Annotated in this window: 17 protein-coding genes and 1 tRNA gene; 11 read left to right on the forward strand and 7 right to left on the reverse strand. The window is 41.0% G+C overall.

Features of this window, described 5'->3' with window-relative positions; translation table 11 throughout:
• The first annotated feature begins 14 nt into the window (after positions 1-14).
• From BMY70_RS15795 to rnhB, 3 genes are read left to right on the forward strand one after another with little or no spacing between them, the layout of a single operon-like run.
• On the forward strand, positions 15-968 hold the full coding sequence (locus BMY70_RS15795; RefSeq protein ID WP_229209637.1) for a hypothetical protein: 954 nt from the start codon (positions 15-17) through the stop codon (positions 966-968).
• 1 nt (position 969) lies between these two features.
• On the forward strand, positions 970-1,989 hold the full coding sequence (locus tag BMY70_RS15800; RefSeq protein ID WP_090336729.1) for a vWA domain-containing protein: 1,020 nt from the start codon (positions 970-972) through the stop codon (positions 1,987-1,989).
• The gene (rnhB, locus tag BMY70_RS15805) at positions 1,989-2,594 is read left to right on the forward strand and encodes a ribonuclease HII (protein ID WP_090336732.1); all 606 of its coding nucleotides are present in this window, start codon (positions 1,989-1,991) and stop codon (positions 2,592-2,594) included. The genes BMY70_RS15800 and rnhB overlap by 1 nt, the downstream gene beginning before the upstream one ends.
• Here the strand turns inward: rnhB and BMY70_RS15810 are convergent.
• The 6 genes from BMY70_RS15810 to BMY70_RS15835 form a co-directional block, all read right to left on the reverse strand.
• Positions 2,591-3,106: a DUF2480 family protein gene (locus tag BMY70_RS15810; protein WP_090336735.1), complete on the reverse strand. Its 516-nt coding sequence runs from the start codon at positions 3,104-3,106 to the stop codon at positions 2,591-2,593. The genes rnhB and BMY70_RS15810 overlap by 4 nt on opposite strands.
• Before the next feature lie 80 nt (positions 3,107-3,186).
• On the reverse strand, positions 3,187-3,882 hold the full coding sequence (gene tsaB, locus BMY70_RS15815; RefSeq protein WP_090336737.1) for a tRNA (adenosine(37)-N6)-threonylcarbamoyltransferase complex dimerization subunit type 1 TsaB: 696 nt from the start codon (positions 3,880-3,882) through the stop codon (positions 3,187-3,189).
• A gap of 62 nt (positions 3,883-3,944) precedes the next feature.
• Positions 3,945-5,600: a S41 family peptidase gene (locus BMY70_RS15820; protein WP_090336740.1), complete on the reverse strand. Its 1,656-nt coding sequence runs from the start codon at positions 5,598-5,600 to the stop codon at positions 3,945-3,947.
• Between the two features lie 13 nt (positions 5,601-5,613).
• Positions 5,614-6,027, reverse strand: a complete 414-nt coding sequence (locus BMY70_RS15825; protein ID WP_090336742.1) for a ribonuclease P protein component — start codon at positions 6,025-6,027, stop codon at positions 5,614-5,616.
• A gap of 128 nt (positions 6,028-6,155) precedes the next feature.
• Positions 6,156-6,314, reverse strand: coding sequence for a 50S ribosomal protein L34 (gene rpmH, locus BMY70_RS15830; RefSeq protein WP_090336744.1), 159 nt, complete (start codon positions 6,312-6,314; stop codon positions 6,156-6,158).
• 182 nt (positions 6,315-6,496) lie between these two features.
• Positions 6,497-7,912: a hypothetical protein gene (locus tag BMY70_RS15835; protein WP_090336747.1), complete on the reverse strand. Its 1,416-nt coding sequence runs from the start codon at positions 7,910-7,912 to the stop codon at positions 6,497-6,499.
• A 186-nt stretch (positions 7,913-8,098) separates the two neighbouring features.
• Here BMY70_RS15835 and BMY70_RS15840 point away from each other — a divergent pair, with 186 nt between their 5' ends.
• From BMY70_RS15840 to BMY70_RS15855, 4 genes are all read left to right on the forward strand, one after another.
• Positions 8,099-8,743, forward strand: coding sequence for a TatD family hydrolase (locus BMY70_RS15840; protein ID WP_090336749.1), 645 nt, complete (start codon positions 8,099-8,101; stop codon positions 8,741-8,743).
• The gene (locus tag BMY70_RS15845; RefSeq protein WP_090336751.1) at positions 8,743-9,468 is read left to right on the forward strand and encodes a tRNA threonylcarbamoyladenosine dehydratase; all 726 of its coding nucleotides are present in this window, start codon (positions 8,743-8,745) and stop codon (positions 9,466-9,468) included. Before BMY70_RS15840 ends, BMY70_RS15845 begins: the two co-directional genes overlap by 1 nt.
• 127 nt (positions 9,469-9,595) lie before the next feature.
• Positions 9,596-10,165, forward strand: coding sequence for a Crp/Fnr family transcriptional regulator (locus BMY70_RS15850; RefSeq protein ID WP_229209638.1), 570 nt, complete (start codon positions 9,596-9,598; stop codon positions 10,163-10,165).
• Between the two features lie 70 nt (positions 10,166-10,235).
• Positions 10,236-10,988 carry a glucose 1-dehydrogenase gene (locus BMY70_RS15855; protein ID WP_090336753.1) on the forward strand — a complete coding sequence of 251 codons (753 nt, stop codon included), beginning with the start codon at positions 10,236-10,238 and terminating at the stop codon, positions 10,986-10,988.
• A 985-nt stretch (positions 10,989-11,973) separates the two neighbouring features.
• Here the strand turns inward: BMY70_RS15855 and BMY70_RS15860 are convergent.
• Positions 11,974-12,046: transfer RNA gene (locus tag BMY70_RS15860), tRNA-Met, on the reverse strand.
• 189 nt (positions 12,047-12,235) lie between these two features.
• On the opposite strand from BMY70_RS15860, the gene BMY70_RS15865 reads away from it, so the two are divergent.
• The 4 genes from BMY70_RS15865 to BMY70_RS15880 all read left to right on the forward strand — a co-directional run bounded on the left by BMY70_RS15865 (position 12,236) and on the right by BMY70_RS15880 (position 17,720).
• Positions 12,236-14,116, forward strand: coding sequence for an LTA synthase family protein (locus tag BMY70_RS15865; RefSeq protein ID WP_229209639.1), 1,881 nt, complete (start codon positions 12,236-12,238; stop codon positions 14,114-14,116).
• Positions 14,117-14,176: 60 nt separating this feature from the next.
• Complete coding sequence (era, locus tag BMY70_RS15870) at positions 14,177-15,100, forward strand: GTPase Era (protein ID WP_090336758.1); 924 nt, start codon at positions 14,177-14,179, stop codon at positions 15,098-15,100.
• Between the two features lie 115 nt (positions 15,101-15,215).
• On the forward strand, positions 15,216-16,526 hold the full coding sequence (der, locus tag BMY70_RS15875; protein WP_090336761.1) for a ribosome biogenesis GTPase Der: 1,311 nt from the start codon (positions 15,216-15,218) through the stop codon (positions 16,524-16,526).
• A 105-nt stretch (positions 16,527-16,631) separates the two neighbouring features.
• Positions 16,632-17,720, forward strand: coding sequence for an acyltransferase family protein (locus BMY70_RS15880; protein WP_090336763.1), 1,089 nt, complete (start codon positions 16,632-16,634; stop codon positions 17,718-17,720).
• Positions 17,721-18,022 lie beyond the last annotated feature (302 nt).

An 18,022-nucleotide genomic window follows, 5' to 3' on the forward strand; every position in this document is an offset into this window, starting at 1 on the left:
AATGGTAAAAAAAATTGTTGTCGACTGCCGGTTCTAGCGCTGATTTAAAGAAAATAGTACACCTCTTATGTTTTTTCCTGACAGGATTTTTCCTGCCAACAGAACCTGTTGCAGCTCAAAAAAATTTACCGGAAGGAAGATTTTTATCGGATAGTATCGAGATCGGTAAGCCGTTTTTTTATGCGCTAAGTTATCTGCATGCTCCCAAAACAGAAGTTTTTTTTCCGGATACAACGTTCAGCTTCTTACCTTTCGAGGTTATTTCAAAGAAAAATTTTACAACCAGAACGGACAAAAGAGGTAGTCTGGATAGCACTGTATATCAGCTGGTGTCATTTAATGTGTCGTTGGGACAATCTTTGAAAGTGCCCGTTTTTATTTTTAATGGCAAAGACTGCACGGCAATCCATACAATTTCAGATACTATTTTTTTAAGAAAAGATAATTTTCAAGGCATTGCCGATACGACTTCTCTGAAGCCGGAGGTGGGGTTGCTGCCACTAAGCCACGAATTTAACTTTTCTATTTTTCTGGGCGTTTTGGCATTAACGATTGGAGCCGCAGGCAGTATTTACTGGCTTTTTGGAAGTGACATTTATAAACAATGGCAACTGATCAAACTGCAGCGGAGGCATCTTGAATATAACCGGTCCTTTAACCGTTTACTTCGAAACGCCAAGGAAAGGGAGGATATTAAAGACGCTGAAAAGGCGATCATTGTCTGGAAGAATTATCTGGAACGACTGGAAAAAAAGCCATTTGCAACGTATACAACACGGGAAATCATGGACAATATGCCAGACGACGGGTTGGCGACTGCGCTGAAAAATATGGATGGAATTATTTACGGTCAGGTCAAATCAAAAGATATGGATAAGTCGCTTGAAGTTTTGAAGGCTGGTGCCTTGCGGCTTTATCGTAACAAACGGAGACAGATTTTAGAGGGAGATTTAGCTCCGGAGATATAATATGGAAGAATGGTTTTCGCCAAGGTGGTTTTCGTGGGATGTACTCAGGTCGTATGAGTGGGCGTATCCCTACTTTTTATATGCGCTGCCCGCAATTCCATTTTTGTTCTGGTTAAGAAGTGCTTTCCATCGGAAACACCAGCAACGGTTGGTAATTACTTATAACCGTGAAAATGCAAGACGGGATTGGCTTACGCTTTTACGTTTCGTCCAGCCGATCTGCGTTGCGTTTGCCGTGGCATTGATACTTGTTGCACTCGCCCGTCCTCAAATTGTCACAGAAAGAACGGATAAATTTTCTGAGGGTATTGATATAATGCTGTTGCTGGATATTTCTGATTCGATGATGGAGAAAGATCTTAGTCCAAACAGGCTGGAAGCGGCTAAATTAGTTGCACGGCAATTTATACGCGGTAGATTACAGGATAGGATAGGCTTAATCATTTTTGCCGGTGAAGCTGTTTCCTTATGCCCACTGACGACGGATTATGAGCTGCTGTACGGCTTCCTGGATGAGATTCAGCCAACGATGATACCAACGGCCGGAACGGCTATTGGAAGTGCGCTGGCCGTGGCCGTGAACCGTATGAGGGAAACTTCCGGGGAAAGCAAAGTTGCGATTTTAATTAGTGACGGAGATAATACATCAGGAAACCTTGGCCCGACAACCGCTGCACAGCTTGCAAAAGCTTTTGGCGTTCGTGTGTATAGTATCTCGGTCGGTAAAACGTTAAGGATTATAAAAAAGGATAGTTTGAATGTTTCCAGTGCAATGGTCGACGAAAGCGAGCTTCAGAAAATCGCTGCGCTGGGCAATGGCAAATATTTCAGGGCGACAGATAATACGGCGCTGGGAGCCGTTTTCAAACAAATCAACCAGATAGAAAAAGTAAAATCCCGAAATGTTGTTTCACGGGATGTAAGTGATTATTATCGTATTTATCTTTATTGGGCCATTTTACTTTTGCTGATTGCGTTAAGCACAAAAAGTACATTTATGGCAAATATTCTTGAAGACTGATGTTAAAGGCTTTTTATAATAAGGACGTCCGCGAAGCGGGATTGGATGAAGTGGGCAGAGGTTGTTTGGCCGGACCTGTAGTCGCCGCGGCCGTAATACTTCCTCCCGATTATTTTCACTTATATCTCAACGATTCCAAACAATTGACGCGTGTTCAGCGCGATATTCTGCAAAAAGAAATTATGCAGGAAGCCATTGCATGGGCTGTTGCAGAAGTTGACAATTACGAAATCGATCGGATCAATATCTTAAAAGCAAGCTTCCTTGCCATGCATTACGCCGTGGATAAACTGCATACAAAACCGGAACATTTACTTGTGGACGGAAATCGGTTTACTCCTTATCCTATGATTCCACATACTTGTATTGTCAAGGGCGATGCGCATTATTTATCAATTGCGGCTGCTTCCGTTCTGGCGAAAACATACCGAGATGACCTGATGAGCCAGTTGTCTTTACAATTTCCTCACTATGGCTGGGAAAGGAATGTCGGTTATCCGACAATTCACCACAGAAGCGCTATTCAGCTGCACGGTCCATGTCAATATCATCGCATGAGTTTCAGACTATTGCGGGCAGAAATGGAGCAGGAAGAAGAATTTTAGACTTTTGGCTTTTTGTAAAGCGGAACAGTGCTGCAGGGCTCCCCGAACATCAGGCTTTGGGCAACCGGCTTCAGTATTGTTGTGATTTTAACATACGCTGAAATTGGAACGGGAAATTTGCTGCAACCTTTTACGACTACTTTTTTACCACGAAATTCTTCAGCATTAATTTTATTAATCGCGTCAGAAAATAGTTTGTCTTCGAGAGCAGATAAGTCGCCAAAGACAACTGCATTTGCATAGGGTTCCAGCTGGATTGCCAGAAGCATGTAAGCCCAGGTTGGCACAATGGCATCTTCTGAACAGATAATTGCTACATTTTTTCCGGTATACTGAGCCCAGTCGTGCGTTTTAAGAAATTCACGGAAATCCTTTTCTTTCAGAATCATACCCATGAATAAATTATCTTTTATATCATAAAGTACACGCTCTCCGGGATGGTATAATTCTTCAAGGTCAAACGAAATAAGACCACTGGTGGCAACGCGATTAACTATCTCTTCAGTTTGCATAGGAAATTCTGGTGTTTGAAGATTATAACACGAATTAAGCAGACTTTGTTTTCAGATTTTCCTGGAAACAATAATTTTATCTAAACAGCTGGACTTACTTTCCGGGATGGCGGTGTCATGAAATCTTTCAAATAAAAAGGTTCGAAGCTCGCAACGTCTTCAAATTCACCTTTTTCAAAAGACTTTACCGCTAACTTTCCAACTGTTTTGGCGGAAGGCCGGATTTCTTCGGAGATAAAAAATGCATTTGGGTTTTGCTCAAATAATGGTTTGCATTTTGCAGCACCATCGCCAAAGAAAACAACCTTGTGATTTTCAAGTAAATTCTGGAATGAATTTTCATCCAGAATGATAGCCTTAGTCGGTTCAACGGTAATATTGTCACCGTCGAGAACGGAGGCATATACTTCCATACGCCGCGCATCGATCATTGGGCAAAAAAGAAAATCTTTCGAAAAAAAAGGACTTACCTGAAGCGCCATCGCCTCCAGGGTATTGATCGCAATAAATGGCTTGTCCAGAGCGTAACACAATCCCTTGGCGGTTGAAACGCCTACTCGCAATCCGGTATAAGAGCCTGGGCCTTTAGCTACTGCGATGGCATCCAAGTCTTTCAAAGTGTAACCGGCGTGTTCGACACTGGTGCTCATCAAAGTTGTGAGCATGGCAGAAGAGGACCGGTCAGTATATAATTCATAGTTGGCCAACAACCCGGCGTCTCCATGAAGCGCTACGGAGCATCCGCGCGTGGAAGTGTCAATACTAAGTAAAAGCATGAATTAAATTAATTACATCGGCCGTCGGCGATAATCAATCGGCCAGACCTGATAGCTGGCAGCTATTTTTTTCCTTTTAAAAGTTCAGCGTAACGGCTCGGTTCTTTGAACAATTTCAAAGCTTCTTTCACTTCGGAATCTTCGTTGAAGGAAGCTTCGCGCATACCTTTTTCCAGGTAATAATGTTTTAGAATTTCTTCTTCCAGAATCTTTTTGATCTCATTCTTTGAAATTTGCAGATCATTATCCTTGCTGTGCGCCAGTTTTGCGCGGAGTCCTTTGAGCTGATCCTGAATTACGTCAATGGATTTTTCCTTTTTCGCAGAAGCTTCAAGATCGTTTAAATCTCTTTCAACCTGAGTTGTGTAATCATACTCCTTGTCGTTCAGCCATTTTGCAAAATCATTATATTCTCCGTCGGTCAGATGAAACTCTTTTGCCGGCTTAATAGTCGCATGCTCAAAGTGATATTTTATCGCATAATCAAAAAACAAACGGTTTCTTGCAAGCGAAGTTGCCAGAGGTGAAAATGTTTCTTTTTCAGTAACGATATCAGGCAAAATCCCTCCTCCGTCATAAACTACGCGGCCATTATGTGTTTTGAAAGCCGTCATTAGAGAATCAGGAATTTTCCCAACGCTTCCATCCTCGTTGCGATGTCCGTAATCAATCGCCTGAATACAGCGGCCGCTAGGAATATAATATTTTGCTGTTGTGATTTTCATTTTGGTGTTGTACGAAAGATCACGGGTCGTCTGAACCAGCCCTTTTCCATACGTACGTTGCCCAATCAAAACGCCACGATCATAATCCTGAATCACACCTGAAACGATTTCAGCTGCGGAAGCACTGCGGTTATTTGTTAAAACGGCAATCGGAATTTCAGTATCCAATGCCGGATTATAGGCAGTATAGGACTTGTTCCATTCTGTCACTTTTCCTTTCGTAGAAACAATTTCTTCTCCTTTTGGAATAAAAATATTAGAAATCTCAATGGCCATATTCAGCAAACCTCCCGGATTATCTCGAAGATCAAGCACCAGGTGCTTCATTCCTTTTCCCTTTAATTCCTGAAAAGCAGTTTTTACTTCGCGGGAAGCTGTGGCAGTAAAATCTTTAAGATCAATATAGCCAACATCTTCGCTTAACATACCATAATAAGGCACATTCGTCACTTTTACGATATCACGGTTTAACGTGATTTCCAACGGCTTAGGAAGACCATAACGCTTAATCGTCAGTGTGACGCTTGTTTGTGTTTGTCCTTTCAATAATTTCCCGGAATCGAAATCTTCGCGGGTTGAAAGATCGATCCCGTTAATTTTTATGATTTCGTCACCTAGTTGCAACCCAGCTTTCTGTGCTGGTGTATCTTCATAAACCATCATCACGGTATGTTTCCCTTCCGACGAATTTACCATGGCGCCGATACCGTTATATTTGCCGGTCGTCATGGTCATGTAATCTTCGATATCATCTTCCGCATAATAAACGGTATAGGGATCGAGCGATCTCAACATACCATCTATACTGGTTTTAATCAGCTGGTTAGGATTTATTTCATCGACATAGTATGCGTTCAGCTCTTTAAAAAGCGTGGCATAAATATCCAGATTGCGCGCAATTTCAAACAGACGGTCCTCTTGCTTGAATGACACAAACGCTAGTCCGGCAACGACCGGAGCGGCAAATATGAGTGAACGAAAATACTTTTTCATCTGGGATCGTAAATCATTGATTTTGATTTTTCCGGAGAGCGGAAGGTAATTTCAGCAAGCGATTTACCGATTGCTTCATTGCTGTTTCAATAACGTCAAAAGTTGATATTTCTTTCGCAATATACAAAAAAGCAATGTAAGCAGGGCGCGATTCAGCAGGAAGAGAAACTAATGCAGCCTTATTCAAACGATAGGCTTCGCGACAGCGTCTTTTCACAAGATTCCGGTCAACAGCTTTCTTGAACTGCCGTTTCGAAACTGAAAATAAAAGCTGTGGAAATGGGGGAGGAGTTTCGGTATCGTAAATGTACAATACCCTAAAAGGAAAGAGGTAGAACGTATGTACATCCGCACTACCCCTTTGAAAAAGCCGTCCGATTACACGGTGGCTGCACAAACGCTCATTTTTACCAAATGTTTGTTTCAAGTTCTCGTAGAAAAAAAACGTGTATCAAGTTTGAGAGTTAATCGAACTTAATACACGATTAAAGACAAGGTGTCTCCGATTTGGTACTACCAACAAGGCATTACCCTACTCAAACTTTCAAACCTTGATTATTGCTTATGACGTTTTTCGTCTGAAACCGTTAGTTTCCAACGACCTTTCTTGCGACGGGCCGTTACAACTTTCCGGCCATTAGCCGAAGACATTCTTTCACGGAATCCGTGCTTATTTCTCCTCTTGCGATTCGATGGTTGATAGGTACGTTTCATCTCATTATCAAATTATTGCGCTATAAATCTCTTCTACCCGTAATTTTGGCTTGCAAAGGTAAATAAATTTTCGAATTATGACAAGGTCAAAAAACTTTTTTCTTCAGATAACGTGCAGGTTATATGAAATTTAAGAAATTTTCTGCCTCATTTTCACCTCCGAAGGTATTCCCGGTTTGTGTTTACTTTAAGAAAAACTTCTTTTTGAAGTACCATTCTGCACAGCCGTTATTATATTCTACTGACCCCCATGCCGGATCCGGAGCCTCTGTGATAATCAAAATCGAGTACGGAGTATTTTTTAATTTCGGAACATAAACAGAATGCTCTTCTGTTTCATAAACCTGCTTCGTACGCGCCTCCATTTCTGCATAAAAACGTGCAGCACGGCCTGTCAACACATCCGACCAGGCCGATCGGTAATTAAAATTACTGGTGTAAATGGTAATAAAATATAGCGCAATAACCCAGCCGATCAATCCGAAACGGGTGATAATGTTGGAATTGTATTTTTCAATCGCCCAGAAAGTAATGACAAAAACATTGTAAGTGAATCCTATCAGTGTCCAGAAGGTGATCACACATTGTCCGCGTAAGTTAGGGGGGCCAGCGATCGACCAGTATGTTGGAAAATAAGTCAGGAATAGACAACCGAAAAACACAATTAGTGAAATGATCGGGTGAACGGACAAGAATCGGAATTCTTCTTTTCCTTTTTTATGATAGATCTGCGCGGCATAAGGGATCAGGACAAGTGCCAGAACACACAAGGTCGGTGCCATCTTGGAGAAATTCAGAACGCCGGTGACCAGACTATTCTGGATTGAAAAGACCAGATTGAATTTTAATGGTGTCGGATAAAGTCCCGATTCTGCGCGAACGGCATTTCCCGGAGCAGTAATTGATAACACTCCAAAGGCGAGTGCGATCAGGAACATGATCAGCGCGGAATATTGAATTTTTTTATTTGCCAGAGAGCCGAACAGGAAAAAGGCGCCTGTTAAGGCAACCAGCCATACCAGCGTATATTCATTTGTGCCAACCAAAATAATCATTGAAAGGCAGATGATTGCGATATGTTTACTTTTCAGCGTTGAGTAATTTCTGAATAGATATGCAAACAAATGCAGTGTTCCGATGTCTGCTAATGTATAGTAATAACCTGTATACCAGTAGAAATAGCCCGAAACAATCGGAAGTTCGGCAATTAAAACAAAAGTTAACAAAAACGTGATCAGTGCTGTTTGCCAGGTTACCAGCTTGTTCAAAGTAATGGCCTTAACAAATACCCACATCGCATGAGCATACAGGCAGATTAAAATGATCGGTGCGATTTTATAACCCAGATATGAGCCGTATGAAAGTGGCTGCGTGGCAGAAATAATAGTTCCGATATAACGGCCCGACCAGGTTTTCCAGTAATGTTCCTGATATCCCCAGTAACCCATGTCAATTACCCCAAGTGCGTGGCAATAATCGTCGGTTGTCGGGAAAACGAAAAACGAAAGAGCAAGGAAAGGCAACAGTAAAATGACAAAGGCTAACAGGATTATTCTCAGCTTATTGTCAGGATTTTCAAACCAGGTAGAGTAGTGCATATTTGTTTGGACTCGGCAATTATGATCTAGCAGATGGCCAAAAATAAGACAATTATTTGAAGAATCGGCTCCTGTTGACCGGAAAGGACTGAGAATGAATACCCGGATTTTTAATAAATTGACGCCTATTCATGCTGTTTGGCAAACAAATTGACCCTATTATTTTATCTTTAATCAATAGTTGATATGTACTATAACATTCACACACATCCACATTCTGTAAGTGAAGATGTCCTGTTTATTGAAAATTTATACAAAAATTTCGATCACGAAATTATGGGTCGAAAAGTAAGCATGGGTTTGCACCCCTGGTATCTTAATGCAGATTATCTGGATGAGCAAATTATTAATCTGGCCGAAAATGCAGAGAAATCCGAAGTTCTTGCCATCGGAGAATGTGGACTTGACAAGCTTTCGTCAACGGACTGGGATTTGCAGTTAAAGGCGTTTCAATTGCAAATAAAACTTGCCCGGAATTTGAATAAGCCGTTAATTATCCATTGTGTTAGAGCTTTTAGTGAAGTTCTCGCTCAATTAAAAACTGTGAACGTTCCTGTTATTTTTCATGGCATAAATAATAAATTGTCGCTTATTCAGCCTGTTATCGATGCTGGGTATTATTTGTCCTTCGGAAAATCTCTGCTTGGAGGAAATGCGGCAATTCTTAATACTTTTAAAATTACACCTCTGGAACAAATATTTTTAGAGACTGACGATGCGGATATTGACATTAGAGAAATCTATAAATCAGCGGCGGTGGTAAAAGAAATTTCTGAAAAAGAGATTGTTTTGCAACTTGAAAAAAACTTTTTAAACGTATTTCATTACTAATGGAAGATTTCGCCTGGCTTTCCCGAACCGAATTATTAATTGGAAGAGAAAAGCTTGTTAAGCTGAGCAAAGCACATGTGTTGATTATAGGTCTGGGTGGCGTAGGTTCTTTCGCAGCGGAATTTGTTTGCAGAAATGGAGTTGGGGCCATGACCATTGTAGACGGAGATACAGTCGATCCGAGCAATAGAAACAGGCAATTGCCGGCACTTTCGACTAATCATGGCGTCAGTAAAGCCGATATTATGGCAGAAAGACTGAAAGCCATAAATCCGGAATTAACGCTGCATGTTGTCAAAACTTTTATCAATCCGGAAGCTGTTGATGAAATCCTGTCGGTGAATTCGTATGATTATATAGTTGATGCCATTGACAGCGTCACTCCGAAAATTACGTTTTTGAAAGAAGCTTTTCAGCGCAAAATTCCAATTGTAAGTTCTATGGGCGCAGGCGGACGAATGGATCCGACGATGATCCGGGTGGTTGACATTTCAAAAACATATAACTGCAACTTCGCTCAGCAAGTAAGAAAAAATTTGAAGAAAGAGGGAATATATAAAGGAATCAAGGCTGTTTTTTCGACCGAAGAGCAATTGAAAGAATCTTTGATGTTGACAGATGGAAGTAATTATAAAAAATCGGCATATGGCACCATGTCTTATCTGCCCGCAGTTTTCGGGGCAACTTGCGCGTCGGTATTGATCCGCGATTTGATTGCAGACTGAGAATGTTTGTTGGCATGGGCCGACAACAATGAACCGAATCGCCGGTATCTTTTTTTTGCGAGATAAAAATAAACAAATATTTACTGTTAGACAATTCATGGATAATTGCGCCAGGATTATTAACTATTTGAAAAAATTCGTGGAAGTGACAGACGAGGAGGCGCGTTTGTTTAGTAGTTATTTCCATGAAAACCAAATAAGAAAAGGGCAATATATTATTCAGCCTGACTTTACTGCCAGGCATCGAAATTATGTCTTGCAGGGGGCGCTACGAGCATTTGTGGTTGATGAGGCCGGACAGGAACATACAATTTCCTTTGCCATTGATGACTGGTGGATTTCAGATGTCAATAGCTATATATACCAAAAGCCGGCGACCATGTTTGTAGTTGCCCTGGAAAACAGCCGGATACTTCAAATAGAATTTGAAAAAGAAAAGGAATTGAAAAGCCTGAATCACAAGTATGAAACGTTTTTTAGAGTGATGGCAGAAAGAGGAATGGCGTTTCATCAAAGAAGATTTATTTCTAATCTGACACTTTCTGCTGAAAAGCGATATGATGACTTTTTAGAAAAATATCCCCAGGTAGCTCAGCGTATGCCACAATATGCCCTTGCTTCTTATTTGGGAATGACTACGCAATTCCTTTCGAGAATTCGAAAGAGGAAGGCGAAAAGTGAAACTGGTTTCACCTGATTTCTTAATCTGGTTTCTCTTCCTGGCGATAAAATTGGCGGAGCTTTGCATTGTATTTAAATCAAACACAATGTCAGGGAAATTAAACAATAAAATAGCCGTAATTACCGGTGGAAGTGCCGGAATAGGATTGGCGACTGCAAAATTATTTGCAGCAGAAGGGGCAAAAGTAATAATCACTGGACGCAATGCAGACACGTTGAAAAAGGCGACCGGCGAAATCGGCGCAGGTGCCATAGCCATCCAGGCAGATTCTTCAAAACTCGCAGAACTGGATCATTTATACAAATTGGTCGGAGAAAAGTATGGAAAAATTGATGTGCTCGTGGCAAACGCCGCAGTTTATGTCCTGGCTCCGTTGACCGACTTTACCGAGGAAATGTTCGATAAACAAAGTGACGTAAATTTTAAGGGCACTTTTTTTACCGTACAAAAAGCGGTAAATTATCTTAATGATGGGGCTTCGGTTATTTTGTTATCGTCCATAGCTAACGCCAAAGGTGTGCCAAATCATGCATCATATTCTGCTACAAAAGCCGCAATTCGCTCTCTGGGCCGTAGTTTTTCTGTTGAATTGATGGATAGAAAAATTCGCGTAAATGTGCTTACGCCTGGTCCCGTTGATACAGATGTTTTTGACCAGGTTACATCTTCAAAAGAAGAGGCGAATGCATTCAAGGAAAATATGGCACAGTTTACACCGATAAAAAGGGTAGGTAAGCCGGAAGAAATTGCCTCAGCAGCACTTTTCCTGGCTTCCGACGATTCAACCTTTATGATTGGCTCAGAATTGCTGATCGATGGAGGCGTTAAATCGTTATAGTTTTTCAATATAGATTGAATGGTCATCAAAAATTTGTTTGAATAATAATGGTGATTCTTCGCGGCTCCTTCGGAACATCCTGTTTATAGCAATTTCAATTTTAGCACCCATCCTTAACTCCATCTGAGTTTTTGATATTGCAGGAGGCTCCGATGGAGCCGAAGAAATAGCATATTGATACAATGCTATAAACAGGATGCTCGAATGGGAGCAAGATTAATCAGGTTGTTTTTCTTCATGCCAGAAACGCAAAAAGGGCACCATCTTTCGATAGTGACCTTTCTTTTGTAGCGGGAGCTGGCCAGGATCGCCTGCTCGGTCGGACCAGCGACCTTTGGATTGCTGCCAACGAACAATTTTGAATAATTTAAGAAAAGTGGCAGAAACTCAAAAAGGCCACCATCTTTCGATAGTGACCTCTTTCTTGTAGCGGGAGCTGGCCAGGATCGCCTGCCCGGTCGGACCAGCGACCTTTGGATTACTGCCAACGAACAATTTTAAATAATTTAAGAAAAGTGCCAGAAACGCAAAAAGGCCACCATCTTACGATAGTGACCTCTCTCTTGTAGCGGGAGCTGGCCAGGATCGCCTGCGCGGTCGGACCAGCAACCTTTGGATTACTGCCAACGAACAATTTTAAATAATTTAAGAAAAGTGGCAGAAACGCAAAAAGGCCACCATCTTTCGATAGTGACCTTTCTCTTGTAGCGGGAGCTGGCCAGGATCGCCTGCGCGGTCGGACCAGCGACCTTTGGGTTACTGCCAACGAACAATTTAAATAATTTAAGAAAAGTGCCAGAAACTCAAAAAGGCCACCATCTTTTGATAGTGACCTTTCTCTTGTAGCGGGAGCTGGCGAGGATCGCCTGCCTGGTCGGACCAGCGATCTTTGGATTATTCGCCCAACTACCCATTTGCTTGAATAATTGAATATGCCTAAAACGCAAGAAAGCCACTATCTTTCGATAGTGACTTTCTTTTCTTGTAGCGGGAGCTGGACTCGAACCAGCGACCTTTGGGTTATGAGCCCAACGAGCTACCAACTGCTCCATCCCGCGGTGTCGTTGAATTGGAGTGCAAACATACGACTAATGTTTCAATAAAAACAACTATTTTTGTAAAAAATTTCTAAAAAATATTTTCAACGACCTCCTGACACCATTAAAATAAATATGAATTTTCCGTTGCCCCTTTCTTCTATATTGGGTCGTATACATGTTGTAATGCTGTTTCGAATACTTTGGGTTATGATTTTATTCATGATTTGCCGTATTTTATTTTATGCATTCAACACTGTTTTTTTTCCTGAAATTTCTTTTGAGCATGCTTTGAGTTTAATGGGTGGGGGAATAAAATTTGATATTGTTGCCGTTTTCTACGTCAATATTCTTTTCATTTTCCTGATGTGTGTTCCTTTTACGTTCAAGTATCGGAAAGGTTACCAGAGATTTCTCGACTATCTTTTTGTGATCACTAACAGTATTGCCCTGATGGCAAACTGTATGGATTTTATTTATTATCGCTTCACAATCAAACGTACTACCTGGACAATCGTGAAGGAATTTTCGAATCAGGATAATATGGGCTCGCTCTTTGGCGGATTTCTTGTCAGGTACTGGTATGTGGCTGTAATTTGGATTTTGCTCGTGCTCTCACTGATTAAAATTACACAGCTATTGAAAGTTAAAGGACGCACGGATGTTCCGATCTGGGCGTTTTTCCTGATTCATGCGGTATTGATGGGGATTATCGTCAAGCTTTTTATTGGCGGAGTCCGCGGAGGTTTTGACCATAGTATTCGTCCGATTACATTGAGTAATGCCGGAGAATATGTGAAAAAGCCGAAGGAAATGTTCATCGTTCTCAATACGCCTTTTTGTATTTTCAAAACGATGCGCAGGAGCGATTATGAGCGTGTCAGCTATTTTGACAATTATCAGGAAGCGAATAAGATTTTCAATCCTGTACATTTACCAGAACCAAATCAACCTGCTTTCAAACCCATGAATGTGGTAATTCTGATCTGGGAAAGTTTTGGAAAAGAGATGGTTGGCGGATATAATCACGATCTTGAAAATGGAACTTATAGAGGTTACACGCCTTTTATTGATTCGCTGATGCAGCACAGTAAGGTCAATTGGTATTCGTTTGCCAACGGAGCCAAGTCGATTGAGGCCATCCCGTCAGTTTTAACCAGCATTCCCGGTATTAAGGAGCCTTTTGTTACGATGCGTTATACAGACAACAAGCTTCCAAGTTTCCCCCAAATTTTGAAAGCAAAAGGTTATTCTACTTCGTTTTTTCACGGTGCCCCAAATGGTTCTATGGGTTTCCAGGCATTTGTCAATTTAATTGGTATCGAAAAATATTACGGTAAGACGGAGTATAATAACGACGCGGACTATGATGGGATCTGGGGAATCTGGGATGAAGAATTTTTACAGTTCTGGGCCGATAAAATGGGTACATTCAGAGAGCCATTTATGAGTACGCTTTTCACAGTTTCTTCACATGACCCGTATAAAGTGCCGCAGCGGTATGAAGGAAAATTTCCGAAAGGTCCATTGCCGGTTTACCAGACAATGGGATATACAGATTATGCGCTGCGTAAGTTTTTCGCCAAAGCCAAAACGATGTCCTGGTATAAAAATACTTTGTTTGTGATTACGGCAGATCACGCTGCCACATTTGCGCATTATCCGGAATACCAGACTTCGGTAGGAAATTTTTCTATTCCGATTCTTTTTTACGCGCCGGGAGACAGCACGGTGACGGGCCGGGACGATACTACTCTGGTACAGCAAATTGATGTGATGCCTTCTGTTTTAAGTTACCTGCACTATGATAAACCATATTTTGCTTTCGGGAAAAACATCTTCCAAAAACCGCCAATTAACTTTGCTGTAAACTACGATGGTGTATATCAATGGTTCAATGGTCCATATATATTGCAATTTGATGGCCAGAAAACCGTAGGTTTGTATAATTATCAGGAAGATAAGCTCTTGAAAAATAATTTAAAGGATAAATTACCCGCCATACAAGGCCCGATGGAATTACAAGTGAAGGCTTTTGCACAGCAATATGTAAACCGTATGCTGGAAGATAAGCTGACTGTAACACCTTAATAGTTTCGTTTTTTATAGAATTAAAGGAGTTCTGAATCAACGAAATACAATAAAAACCTTATGAACGAAAATATAGAAAAACCAATTGCTCTCCGCGACTTTCGTGCCGGATTTGTGAGCATTATAGGTAAGCCGAATGTCGGTAAATCCACTTTGATGAATGTGCTGGTAGGTGAGAAGATGTCGATCATCACTTCTAAGGCACAGACGACGCGTCACCGTATTATGGGAATTCTGAACGGAAAACATGAAGATATTCCTTTCCAGCTTGTTTATTCAGATACACCGGGTGTTGTAAAACCTGCATATAAATTGCACGATTCCATGATGACCTTTGTAAAAGGGTCTCTGGAAGATGCTGACGTTGTGCTTTTTGTTACAGAAGTTGGAGAAAAAGCAGCGGAACACGAAGTGATTCCTTTGCTTCAAAGAACAAATGCACCGATCATTCTGGTATTAAATAAAATTGATTTATCGAATGAAGAAGAGCTGAAACGTAAGACAGAAGAATGGGAAAAGGAAATTCAGCCTGCTGCAATTATCCCGATCTCGGCGCTGTTAAATGCCAACGTGCAGACTTTATTTGATGCAATTATTACCCGGTTACCATTTCATCCACCATACTTTGATGAAGATGAACTAACCGATAAACCTGAACGTTTCTTTGCTTCGGAAATCGTTCGCGAAAAAATATTTCTGAACTACCGCCAGGAAATTCCATACAGCAGCGAAGTGGTTATTTCAGAATTTAAGGAACGCGACGATATGATTGTGATCCGGGCAGAAATTCTGGTCGAACGTAAAAGCCAGAAAGGAATTATCATCGGGGAAAAAGGCGCGATGCTGAAAAAAATCGGCAGCGAGGCGCGCAAGGACATGGAAGATTTCTTTGGCAAGAAAGTTTTCCTTGAACAACACGTAAAAGTAGAACCGGATTGGAGAAGCAAGGAGAACAAGCTTCGTCAGTTTGGATATGAAGAATAGGAAACGTCATTCTCAATCCTGAATTCAGATCCTGACAATCAGGGTTCTATCATTAAGAATAAATAAAAATGGGTTTCTGTCCAAAAACTTTCTGGCAGAGATTAGAAAAATAAAAATGGCAAATATTATATCAATCGTAGGGCGCCCGAACGTGGGTAAATCTACACTTTTTAACCGTCTGATCGAAAGCCGCAAGGCCATCATGGATAACCAGAGCGGCGTTACACGTGATCGTCACTATGGCTATGGTGAATGGACGGACCAGTACTTCACCGTGATCGATACGGGAGGATATGTAGTAGGATCAGAAGATATTTTTGAAGGAGCAATCCGTGATCAGGTTGAGCTGGCGATTGAAGAATCGACGGTAGTTTTGTTTATGGTGGATACTATGACAGGACTGACCGATCTTGATAAAGATTTTGCAAACGTTTTGCGTCGTTTCAACAAACCGGTTTATCTGGTTGCTAACAAAGCTGAAACAACAGACCGTTACCAATCCGCAGCTGAATTTTATGAATTAGGTATGGGCGATGAAATCTATCCGATTTCTGCACAAACCGGTTTTGGAACGGGTGATTTGCTTGATGAGGTAATCAAACATTTTGAAACGCCTGGAATTGAAGATCCGGAAGCTGGTATTCCGCGTATCGCAATCATGGGCCGTCCGAATGTTGGAAAATCTTCTTTCCTGAATGTACTGACAGGAACAGACCGCAGCATTGTAACCGATATTGCCGGAACGACACGCGATGCAATCCACACGCATTACAATGCTTTTGGTATGGAATTCATTTTGACGGATACGGCTGGTTTGCGTCGTAAATCCCGAGTGAATGAGGATATCGAATATTACTCAACGCTTCGTTCGATCAAAGCGATGGAGGAATCTGACGTTTGTATCATTCTTTTGGATGCAACATTAGGTTTGGAAGGACAGGATATCACGATCATTGGTCAGGCTGATAAGGCCAAGAAAGGTATCGTGATCATGGTGAACAAATGGGATTTGGTTGAAAAAGATTCTAAAACAGCTGATACTTTCAAAAAGCAGCTGTTGGAAAAACTTGCACCGATGAACTACATGCCGATCATTTTTGCGTCCGTTGTTGAAAAACAGCGTATTCACCAGGTGATGGAAATGGCGATGCAGGTTTATAAAAACAAGACGAAGAAAATCAGCACTTCGAAGTTGAATGACGTAATGCAGGCTGAAATTGAAAAATATCCGCCGCCGGCTCACCGTGGAAAGTATATCAATATCAAGTACATGATCCAGTTGCCTACGCCTTCGCCGACGTTTGTATTTTTCAGTAGTAATCCAAAACATGTGAAAGATCCGTATTTGCGTTACCTGGAGAACAGGATGCGCGAAAACTTTGACTTCGCAGGAGTACCGATTACGATTTTCTTCAGAGAAAAGTAAAAATTTAAGCCGGGATAATTTCAAACAATTTCCCGGCTTAAAAATTATAAAATCTTACCAACCCGCGCTTCATTAAAACTTTGTCAGGTATAATTTCAGGCATGAATGATTTCAGGTGAACAAAAAATCAAATTAAGTTATTACAAAGAGTTAGACGGAGTAAGGGCGATTGCCATTTTGATGGTAATGTTTTTCCACTTTTTTTCTGATTTCGAAACCCAGGGCAGCATATTTCAATTTCTTAAAAGGTTTGCGCTTAAAGGAGAATCCGGCGTAACGCTGTTTTTTGTATTATCCGGATTTCTGATCACCAGAATATTATTATCGACCAGAGAAAGCAAAAATTATTTCTACAACTTTTTTGTCAGAAGGTCGCTCAGGATATTTCCACTCTATTATTTGTTCCTGGTTATCTATTACCTGACCCCGTTATTTTTTGGTGGCAGCATCCCTGAGTTTGGTTTGCAGGTATATTACTGGATCTATCTTCAGGATTTTTCTACCACCTTTGGTTGGAAATCGGAAGGGCCCGGACAATTCTGGTCGCTTGCTGTAGAGGAACATTTTTATCTGGTCTGGCCATTTTTGATCTACTATTTAAGAGAACGCGCGATAAGTTTCTGGATCGGCGTGATCATTATTACCTCTTTCGTGTTGAGGATTTATATGAGTCAGCATTATCCGCTTATTCATCATTTCACGTTCACAAGAATGGACGACCTCGCGATCGGTGCAATTCTGGCACTTCTGGAATACCATGGATTTGTAAAACGTAAAAACGCAATTTATTTTCTATTGCTTTTGATACCCGTCAATATGGTTTGGGTTTTTAACCGGTTTGTCGGCCCATCGATCCAGGAATCTGTCAGTTTTTTACAAACCTCAATTTCTTTTTGCAGCCTTATCGGTTTCGTTATCTGTCTGAACGAAGACAACTGGTTGAAGAAATTTTTATCGCAGGGCCCACTTATCTACACAGGAAAAGTCAGTTATGGACTTTATGTTTTCCACCCTTTCTGCTTCAAACTTTTCGAAATTTTCCTGAATACGAAGTTTTGGGCTGTGAACCTGATTGGCAGTCTGGTCTTCACGTATGTCATCGCTACACTAAGTTATTATTATTTTGAAGCTTACTTTTTAAAGTTGAAAGAGCGGTATAGTGGTAATAAAAAAGTTGCCCCGGTTGCAGGTTAATAATGTTTTGATTTTTCCTGACAACCCCATGCCCATAAATGACCACTTCTGACAACATAGTTTGATCAGGATATTCCACACTTCGTCGGGCTTTTCCGTCAGTTCAGCATTGTTTATTTTCTACGTGCAACCTTTCTTCCTAATTTTCCATCTCTCAACAAGCTGACAGACCGTTCATTGATGTTTTTTTAGCTAGTTTGAAAAAAAATTAAAAAAAATGTTAAAAACAAGGTACTATGTATTGCAATGTACCTTATAAAACATATATATTTGTACTATCAATTAGTTACAAAGATTTCAAT

Source organism: Dyadobacter koreensis (assembly GCF_900108855.1).
GTDB lineage: Bacteria > Bacteroidota > Bacteroidia > Cytophagales > Spirosomataceae > Dyadobacter > Dyadobacter koreensis.